Annotated in this window: 1 pseudogene; it reads left to right on the top strand. The window is 67.9% G+C overall.

The window, feature by feature from the left end:
• Window positions 1-1,319: pseudogene (locus tag ABT300_RS44150) on the top strand (hypothetical protein); the annotation flags it as partial.

Genomic DNA, 1,319 nt, shown 5'->3' with positions numbered 1-1,319 from the left:
GTACGCCAACGCCACGCTGGTCCTCAACGGCAAGGCCGTCGAACTGGTCAACGCCTGCGCCGACAAGAGCGCCTGTGACAGCGCGGCCCTCTCCCAGGCCTCCGGCGGCAGCTGGAAGGTGAAGAACGAGGACGGCTCCCGCGTCGAGCACCTGACGGGCGCCACCGGCAACGGCGACGACAACACCGAGTACTGGAAGGTCACCGACGCCTCCGGCACCCAGTACTTCTTCGGCAAGCACCGCCTGCCCGGCTGGAGCGACAAGGGCACCGCCGACACGTCCGACGACGACCCGGTGACCAACTCCGTCTGGACGCTGCCGGTCTTCGGCGACGACTCGGGCGAGCCGTGCTACAAGTCGACCGGCTTCGCCGACTCCTCCTGCACCCAGGCCTGGCGCTGGAACCTGGACTACGTCGTGGACACCCACGGCAACGCCTCGACGTACTGGTACGCCAAGGAGACCAACTACTACTCCAAGAACGGCGACACCACGGTCAACGGCACCGCCTACGTCCGGGGCGGCTACCTCAACCGCATCGACTACGGCCTGCGCGGCGACCTGCTGTACAGCAAGCCGGCCGCGCAGCAGGTGCGTTTCACGTACGCCGAGCGGTGCCTCACGTCGTGCACGAGTCTGACGGCGACGACGAAGGCGAACTGGCCCGACGTGCCGTTCGACATGATCTGCGCGTCCGGCGCCAAGTGCACCACGCAGATCGGCCCGTCCTTCTTCACCCGCAAGCGCCTGACCGACGTCACGACCTCGGTGTGGACCGGCGCCGGCACCACCCAGCGCGACGTCGACGCCTGGCACCTCGACCAGGACTTCCCCGACACCGGTGACGCCTCCTCGGCGAGCCTGTGGCTGAAGTCGATCCAGAACACCGGCAAGGCCAACGCCACCGCCGCCCAGCTCCCCGCGATCGCCTTCGGCGGCATCCAGATGCCCAACCACGTCGAGGGCAGCGGCCCCGACACCCTGCGCTACATCAAGTGGCGGGTCCGCACGATCAAGTCGGAGACGGGCTCGACGATCACCGTCAACTACTCGGATCCGGACTGCGTCTGGGGCTCGAGCATGCCGGGCGCCGTCGACAAGAACACCCGGCGCTGCTTCCCCGTCAAGTGGTCCCAGTCCGGGGCGACCCCGGTCACCGACTGGTTCCACAAGTACGTGGTCACCTCGACCTTCCAGGACGACCCCTACGGCCACGGCGACACCGGCGAGACCTACTATCGATGCCGGCCTTGCCACCGAGGACGAGGACTCGGGGTGCGGACATGGGGATGGTCACCTCGGCGTGGTTGTCGTGAGG

Origin of the sequence: Streptomyces sp. NPDC001027 (assembly GCF_040299045.1) — a bacterium.
In the GTDB taxonomy this organism is placed as follows: domain Bacteria; phylum Actinomycetota; class Actinomycetes; order Streptomycetales; family Streptomycetaceae; genus Streptomyces.
Note: the sequence above shows the minus strand (reverse complement) of the source record. Positions and strands in the feature narration are given on the sequence as shown.